This window comes from Novosphingobium sp. (assembly GCF_024642085.1).
Lineage (GTDB): Bacteria > Pseudomonadota > Alphaproteobacteria > Sphingomonadales > Sphingomonadaceae > Novosphingobium.
The window spans coordinates 1-7,992 of record NZ_JAHEBV010000050.1; the positions used below are offsets into that span (position 1 = coordinate 1).

A 7,992-nucleotide genomic window follows, 5' to 3' on the forward strand; every position below is an offset into this window, starting at 1 on the left:
TCGCCGGTCAGGCGCAGAAGGAAACGTTCGTCAATGAAACTTCCTGCCGGCTCGACACGTTGGTGCACCTTGCTGTCGAAGCGTCTGCACCGACTCCTCCGGCGAACATAGCCGATGGGCTTGCCTGGCTTGTGGCCGCCGAAGCAGGCGGCGAATGGAGCGGGAAAGATGGGCAGATTGCGTCCCGTCAGTCCGGCAACTGGTTCTACATTATCCCCCGCGACGGTCTGCGCGCTTACAACCGTGCTACCGGGCAGGAATTGCTTTACAGTGATGGCTGGATTGCACCTGACCGACCCACTGTTCCGAGCGGCGGAACTACAGTGGACAGCGAAGCGCGCGAAACGATAGTTCAGATCATCGCCAGCCTTGCTTCTGTCGGGATCTATCCCGCTTGATGCTGGTTTCAAACTTGCGCCGACTATGATCTAATCGGCCTTGAACGCACTGAGCGACGGCTTTAATCATAAATCTGTAGTTGCAGAGATTAAGAATCGCGACATTTGTGCAACAGGTTGCTGCTTTTGAGCGCTTGCTTCGGGAACTCTATCAAGTTAGGTGAATTGTACTCGGTGGCTCTAATCCAAAAAGGGGAAATCCAAAATGCGCAAACTGGTCATTGGGATGGCGTTAGCCTCCACTGCCCTAGCGTCGCCGGCAGTCGCCCGCGATGATTCATGGTACGTCGAAGCTGACGCTGGTGCCATGATTGTTGAAGACATTGAAAACTTTGCTGGTCGTGACCAGCTTGGTGTTCTTGATCTGAAGACAGGTTATGACTTCGGCGGTATTGTCGGTTACGATTTCGGCGCCTTCCGTCTTGAAGCAGAAGCTAGCTACCGCCGTGCGGAAGAAAACGGCTTCAAATCGCCCAGCACCACGTTTGATGATGCAAGCACCGGTGGCGGAGCCTCAGCACTTAGCTTCATGATGAATGGCCTGCTCGATTTCGGCTCTGACGATGGCCTGCAGGGCTTTGTTGGTGGCGGTGTCGGCGTTGGCCGGGTGAAGAACGCCGTTCTGCTGCCCAAGCCTAATCCTTATGATCTGGTTGATTCCGACACTGGCTTTGCATGGCAGGCCTTGGCCGGTATCCGTGCGCCGCTCAGCGATAATGTCGACATCGGTCTGAAGTATCGCTTCTACAACCAGTCGCATAATGATTTGGTCAACGCGCTGGGTAACAATATCCGTACGCGCTTCCGTTCGCATTCCTTGATGCTGACGCTTGGCTACAACTTCGGTGCGCCGGTTGCTCCGCCTCCGCCGCCCCCGCCGCCCCCTCCGCCTCCGCCTCCGCCGCCCCCGCCGCCTCCGCCGCCGCCGGTGGAATGCAACAAGGGTCCGTATATCGTGTTCTTCGACTGGGATAAGTCGGACATCACGCCGGAAGCGGCTTCGATCCTCGACAGTGCTGTCACGGCTTATGCCAACTGCACCAACGTGCCGATCATGCTGGCTGGTTATACCGATCGTTCGGGTTCAACCCAGTACAACCAGGGTCTTTCTGAACGTCGTAACACCTCGGTTCGTGGCTACCTTTCGTCGCACGGCGTGCCGGATGGCGCGATCACCAGCCAGGGCTTTGGTGAAAGCAACAACCGCGTGCCGACCGCCGATGGCGTTCGCGAACTGCAGAACCGCCGGGTGGAAATCACCTACGGTCCGGGTTCGGGCATGTAATCTGCTCTACGCAGAAAACGATTGGGGGGCCGGAGAAATCCGGCCCCTTTTTCGTTTCACAATGATGGAAGCGAAAGGAAAAAACCGTGGAACGTTTGGTTACTGTTGGTTTCGTAGCATCGCTTTCAGCGTGTACGACTCTGGGAAGTGTACCGACCCAAGCTATTGCTATAGCTGACTTGGCGCTTTCTAACGGCGCACCTGCGGGCAAAGCGTTGGTGACCGCGGGCGGTGACCAGATCAACATCTCACTGGCAGCTTTTGGCATGCCGCAAGGCGCTCACGGCATGCACCTGCACATGGTGGGATCATGCGATGCGCCAACATTCTCATCAGCTGGGGCACATCTTAATCCTGACCATCATCAGCATGGTACGGCAAACCCGGACGGCAGCCATTTGGGCGACCTTCCCAACCTTTCAATCAATGCAAGCGGTACCGGAACGATAAGCGTGCAGCTCAAAGGTACACGCGCTGATACCGAAGCTGCGATGTTTGACGCCGACGGTACGGCCATAATCGTGCATTCTGGTGCCGATGATTACAAGACCGACCCGAGCGGAAACAGCGGCGCGCGCATTGCGTGCGGTGTTCTAAAGCGCAACTAGGACTGTTTATTCAGGCCTTTTCGCCTGAGCGCGCTTCCAACGTCGCTTCTGCATCTGGCACGCTGCGGTAAGCGTAAACCAGCGTTGCCATCGCAATGGGAGCGACCCCGATCAGGGATAGTACACCTGTACGCAGGTCGCCAACCGGCTTTCCATCGACGATTGAACCGGTCATGTCCGAAATCAGGCCCACCAGATAGGGTCCCCAGGCAAGACCAACCAAGGTCGTCCCAAGGAAGAACGCCGCGGTTGCCGTTCCGCGCATACGCGGAAGCACGAGATCTTGCGTCGTAGCGGCGGCAGCGCCAAGGGCGGCAGCGCCGAACATGCCCGCAAGAAAGCTCATCGCGTAGAACAGGACCGCGTTTGTCGTCGTGTAGGCAATCCACAACGGTGCGATCGGCGCAATGACACCGAACATGACTACCAGGATGCGTCCAGCAGGATTGCGCGACCGCAGGTAATCAGCAACGCGCCCACCGATTATCACACCGAGAAAGCCACTGACAGCGCCGTTGGCGCCGAGCACAAACGCCAGTTCCTGACGCGGAAGATGAAGCACGTTTTCAGCATAGGGTGCGGCCCAAAAACCCAACGCCCAGGCTACCAGCGAAACCAGGCTGTATCCCAGGGTTGTACAGATGAATGCCGGCGTTCCCCAAATCAGACGGAACGTTGCTGGGTCGCGGGCCCGAAGCGAGCTTGCCCACGAAAACACCGCGTAATAGCCAAGACCGATTGCCGGCCATTGCAGCGCGTTGCCAGTGACCCGCACCATCGCCCAGGCCAACAAGGCTGCAATTGCCGCTACGGCAATGTTTATGGCCAGGGCCGCCGGGCCGCGTCGAAACGCTCCGATGACGGTAAAGGGCGGCACAATGCTCATCAAATCGCCCACAAAATCGCGGAACGGTGTGATCGACCCCTTGCTGGGTGTGCCGTCCATTGCGCCGCGAATCGGCTCTTTCAACGTTGAAACCCACAAGGCCATAAGAAGGCCGGGTGCCCCGACCGCCATGAAGGCGGCTTGCCATCCCACAAGACCCAATGGTCCGCCCCCGGGATAGGCTGCATTCCACAACTGCCCGATCTTCGCGCCGATCAACAATGAGACCCCGCCCCCGATGTACAATCCCGAAGAGTATATCGCGAGTGCCGTGGCCCGCTGACGCTTGGGGAAATAGTCGGAAATAAGCGAATAAGCGGTCGGGCTGGCCGTTGCCTCGCCAACTCCTACACCCATGCGGGCAAGCGAAAGCTGCACGTTGTTGCGTGCAAAGCCAGAGAGAGCAGTCATGGTCGACCAGACAGCAAGACCTAGCGACAGCAGTCGCACGCGGTGCCAGTTATCGGCAAGTCGGCCAAGGGGAACACCAAACAGCGCGTAAAATACAGCGAATGCTGCTCCGCCCAGGAACCCCAGGTCGCTGTCGGTCAGTCCCAGATCAGCCTTGATATCGACGGCTAAGATACTGAGAATCTGACGATCGATGAAGTTTAGAATGTATACGACGACAAGAACGGACAACACATACCAGGAATAGCCATTAGCCTTGCCCTGCGCAGAAACTGCTTGTTCGCTATCCGCCACGCCGTCCATCTCCCGATTGTCAGTCAGCAGCGTAGCGTGTTGCGTCGATAATCCCAGCCTTTTCAAAACCCTCGCGGCGTAAACGGCAGCTGTCGCATTTCCCGCAAGCAATACCGGCGGCTGACGGATCATAGCACGACCAGCTCATGGCTGGATCAAGCTGCAAGCGAACGCATTCCTGAGCGATCTGCGCCTTGCCCATAAACTGCAGCGGGGCATGAACAGCAAAAGCCTGACCCTGCGCTCCGGCTTTCGTCGCGAGGCGCGCCAAATCCGCAAATCCAGCGATAAACTCCGGCCGGCAGTCGGGATAACCTGAGTAATCTAGCGCGTTTACGCCTATGAACACGTCGCGCGCATCGATTGCTTCGGCCCAGGCCAACGTCAGGGACAGGAAAACCAGATTACGTGCCGGCACATAAGTCACCGGAATGTCCGAGCCGACGCCGCCCTTCGGAACGTCAATATCGGCGGTAAGCGCTGATCCGCCAAATTGCCGCAGATCGAGCGGCAATACGACATGGCGCTCCGCTGCGATACTTCCGGCAATCTGTCTCGCGGCGTCGAGTTCGATCCGGTGACGCTGGTTGTAATCAATCGTCAGCGCGTAGACTGCAAATCCGGCTTCCTTCGCCAGAGCTGCGGTGACCATGGAATCCAGTCCGCCAGACAGCAGTACAACCGCGCGTTTCTGGGATGCGTCAGTGTTGATAGTCATGGCCTGCGGCTAGCGTTTGCCTGTTGCTATGGCAACCCGATCAACCGCCGCAATCGCCCACGCGCCTGGCTTCGGCGGTAAACTCGAACGGCAAACCGTTGGCAATGCCCTGGCTATCGATCTTGAGAAGTCGCCCCGTTTCGCGCAGTATGCGCGTCCGCCCGTACCCGTGACCGCGACACGTATACTGGATCACAACTTCGGTATCGCTTTGACTCACGACGAAACGGTCGCACGTATCGCTGCTGTGGCGCAGTTGAATGAAATTGCGCCCGCTCATCGCGCAGATCAGCTTCGGCTCTGCACCCGGTTCGCGTAAACGCAGCTCCCAGTTGCCTGACTGTATGGAATCGAGAACGCCGGCGTTCTGCCCATCCGCGCTGGCTGGCACGACACCAAAAACGACAACGGCAAAAATTACCGAAAGTCCGCGACTGAATGGGTGTCTTACACGCATGGTGATCTCTGCACGATCGTTCTACGCAGTTTCGTGCGCACGATTCCTTTCATCACCCTTGTATCATAGCGACGGGTTACGACAAAGCGTGTTATAACGTCGATGAAATGAGTTTCACGCTTCGATCTGGAACTGTTTTGAGCAAAACGCACAATCGACCACGATCATTCCCGTTTCGTCGCGCATTTCAGCTCGGTCCTCTTCCGGGAAGTTGCCGATGACGGCGGCATAGTGGGCAACGCTGCATCGACACCCGCGTGAAAGTTGCCGGCCTGTTTCCACCCGGACCTCTTTTTCTTCATGGAACAGGCGCCAGGTCAGGGCTTCAAGCGACAGATCTGCATCAACCAGTTCGTCATGACGGATTGACCCTGCAAGGGCAGCCAGATGTTCCCATTCGGGGTGATCAAGCCGAACATGGAGGCGCTCGCGACCCTCTTCGCCTTCGGCCAGATGTTGCACCAACAAGCCTCCGGCCACACAGCCTTGGGCATCGGACCGGACGGCCACCCGGATCAGTGTGGGAACCTGCTCGCTTTGCGCGAAATAATTCTGGCACGCCTCGGCCAGCGAGGTGCCTTCCAGCGGGACAATTCCCTGATACCGCTGTCCGGTTGTCGCCATATCAAAAGTGATCGCCAGGTAACCTTGCCCGAACAGCGCGTACAATGACGGGTTGACCCCGATCATACCCAGTCGCTGGTCATCAAAGCGCACATAACCGCGCAATTCGCCGCCGCGATAATCGCAAACGAGCAAATCTACCACGCCGCTTTCGGTTTGCGCCTGCATTGTCAGCTGGCCTTCGTCATCCTTCAGCAGCGACCCGATCAATGCAGCAACAACCAAGGCCTCGGCCAGGACATGCTTGATCGGCGGCGGATAATCATGAGCGCCAAGGATCTTTTCAAGCACCGGCCCCAACCGCACCACTCGGCCGCGGCCGTTTCGCTCGGGAATGGTAAAGCCCAGCACCCGGTCATATCCGGTTTCGCCTTCGGCAATGTGCTCGGGTGCGCTCACAGCTTTTTCAGCGCCCACAGCAGAACGGATTTCTGCGCGTGGATACGATTTTCCGCCTCGTCCCAGACCACGGATTGTGGACCGTCCAGAACCTCGTCGGTCACCTCTTCGCCGCGGTGCGCCGGCAGGCAGTGGAGGAATACCGCATCGCGCTTGGCATGCGCCATCAGCGCCGCGTCAACCTGATACGGCGTCATTGCGGCGATACGGGCATCTGCCCCGCTTTGGCCCATCGACACCCAGGTATCGGTGATGACGACATCGGCACCTGCAGCAGCCTTGTGGGGATCGCGGCATACGGTGATCTTTGCCCCGCGGGCGCGTGCCGCGGCAATGAACGCCGGTTCGGCATCGAATCCTTCCGGTACCCCGATCCGCACATTGAAGCGAAGCAGCCCCGCCGCTTCGATGATCGAGCTGAGCACGTTGTTGCCATCACCAAGCCACGCGACTTCGAGTCCGGGCAAAGCCTTGCCGTGTTCCACGATAGTCAGCAGGTCGGCGACGATCTGGCACGGATGCGAGGCATCGGTCAGTCCGTTGATGACCGGCACAGCGGCGTGGGCGGCCAGTTGCTCGATCTTGCCATGATCATCGGTGCGCAGCATGATCGCATCGACCATCCGGCTCAGCACCCGGGCCGTATCGGCGATCGTTTCACCGCGGCCCAGCTGGGTCGAGCCGGCTTCGAGGATGATTGCCGATCCGCCCAATTGGCGCATTGCCATGTCGAACGAGACACGTGTTCGGGTCGAATTCTTTTCAAACACCATCGCCAGCACATGCCCGGCCAAAGGCGCATCAGGATCTGCGCGCCCTTTGGGCCAGGATGCGCGAGCCGCCTTGCGCGCCCGGGCATCGTTCAGCATCGCAGCCAAGGCATCCCCGCCGGCATCCGACAGGTCCAGAAAATGCCGGGTCACTGGACCGGCTCGGGCGGCTGATAGCTAGCCGCACCGGCGGACAGCTTGTTGAAGAACTCGTCGATTTCGGCGTCTTCGATCACCAGCGGCGGAACAAGTCGCAGCGTATTATCGCCCGCCGCAACGGTCAGCAACTGGTGGTTATCGCGCAGGTGCGCCACAAAGCCGCGGCTTTCCATCTTCATCTTGACGCCCAGCATCAGCCCCTTGCCCCGTACCAGTTCGAACAAATCCGGGTAATTTCCGATGAACTGTTCAAGGCGGCTGCGCAGGCGGTCGCTCTTGGCGCGGACTTGCGACAGGAACTCGTCATTGGCGACCGCGTCGAGCACCGCCTCTCCCGCTGCCATGGCCAGTGGATTGCCGCCATAAGTTGATCCGTGGGCGCCGATCACCATGCCCCGCGCCGCCTTTTCAGTGGCAAGGCAAGCGCCGATCGGGAAACCTCCACCCAGGCCCTTGGCAGTGGCCAGCACATCTGGCTCAACCCCGTATTGCTCATAGGCATAAAACGTACCCGACCGGGCGACGCCGCACTGCACTTCATCAAGCGCGAGGAGCAGACCATTTTCGTCCGCCAAGGCACGCAGTCCCTGCATGAACGCGTCAGACGCCGGGCGGATGCCGCCTTCGCCCTGCACCGGTTCGACCAGAAAGCCTGCCGTATTGGGTCCGATCGCCGCCCTGGCACCTTCCAGATCATCGAAATCGACATATTTGAACCCGGCCAGCAGCGGCATGAAGCCCTTGTGCATCTTGTCCTGGTTGGATGCGCTGATCGTCGCCATTGTCCGGCCGTGGAAGGCGTTTTTAAAAGTGATGATTTCGAACCGGTTCTCGTCACCGGCGTACTGGTGATATGCGCGTACCGTCTTGATTGCGCATTCGACGGCTTCGGCACCCGAATTGGTAAAGAACACCGTATCAGCAAACGACAGGTCGACTAGCCGCTGCGCAAGGCGTTCACCCTGCGGGCTGCCGTAAAGGTT

9 protein-coding genes are annotated in these 7,992 nt (G+C 58.8%); 3 read left to right on the forward strand and 6 right to left on the reverse strand.

The window, feature by feature from the left end; all coding sequences use genetic code 11:
• The 3 genes from Q0L62_RS12645 to Q0L62_RS12655 form a co-directional block, all read left to right on the forward strand.
• Positions 1–398: DUF2793 domain-containing protein (locus tag Q0L62_RS12645; RefSeq protein WP_296680393.1), on the forward strand; the 398-nt coding region annotated here is incomplete at its 5' end.
• Positions 399–603: 205 nt separating this feature from the next.
• Positions 604–1,683 carry an OmpA family protein gene (locus Q0L62_RS12650; RefSeq protein WP_296680394.1) on the forward strand — a complete coding sequence of 360 codons (1,080 nt, stop codon included), beginning with the start codon at positions 604–606 and terminating at the stop codon, positions 1,681–1,683.
• Positions 1,684–1,769: 86 nt separating this feature from the next.
• Positions 1,770–2,291: a superoxide dismutase family protein gene (locus Q0L62_RS12655; protein WP_296680396.1), complete on the forward strand. Its 522-nt coding sequence runs from the start codon at positions 1,770–1,772 to the stop codon at positions 2,289–2,291.
• A gap of 10 nt (positions 2,292–2,301) precedes the next feature.
• Here the strand turns inward: Q0L62_RS12655 and Q0L62_RS12660 are convergent, their stop codons facing one another.
• The 6 genes from Q0L62_RS12660 to Q0L62_RS12685 form a co-directional block, all read right to left on the reverse strand.
• On the reverse strand, positions 2,302–3,882 hold the full coding sequence (locus tag Q0L62_RS12660) for an MFS transporter (protein WP_296680398.1): 1,581 nt from the start codon (positions 3,880–3,882) through the stop codon (positions 2,302–2,304).
• Positions 3,883–3,901: 19 nt separating this feature from the next.
• On the reverse strand, positions 3,902–4,600 hold the full coding sequence (gene queC, locus Q0L62_RS12665; RefSeq protein WP_296680401.1) for a 7-cyano-7-deazaguanine synthase QueC: 699 nt from the start codon (positions 4,598–4,600) through the stop codon (positions 3,902–3,904).
• 40 nt (positions 4,601–4,640) lie between these two features.
• Positions 4,641–4,991 carry a hypothetical protein gene (locus Q0L62_RS12670; RefSeq protein WP_296680402.1) on the reverse strand — a complete coding sequence of 117 codons (351 nt, stop codon included), beginning with the start codon at positions 4,989–4,991 and terminating at the stop codon, positions 4,641–4,643.
• Between the two features lie 180 nt (positions 4,992–5,171).
• The gene (locus tag Q0L62_RS12675; protein ID WP_296680404.1) at positions 5,172–6,080 is read right to left on the reverse strand and encodes an Hsp33 family molecular chaperone HslO; all 909 of its coding nucleotides are present in this window, start codon (positions 6,078–6,080) and stop codon (positions 5,172–5,174) included.
• Positions 6,077–7,003: an ornithine carbamoyltransferase gene (argF, locus tag Q0L62_RS12680; protein ID WP_296680406.1), complete on the reverse strand. Its 927-nt coding sequence runs from the start codon at positions 7,001–7,003 to the stop codon at positions 6,077–6,079. Before argF ends, Q0L62_RS12675 begins: the two co-directional genes overlap by 4 nt.
• The coding region (locus Q0L62_RS12685) for an aspartate aminotransferase family protein (RefSeq protein ID WP_296680409.1) at positions 7,000–7,992 on the reverse strand (993 nt) is incomplete at its 5' end. The genes Q0L62_RS12685 and argF, both read right to left, overlap by 4 nt.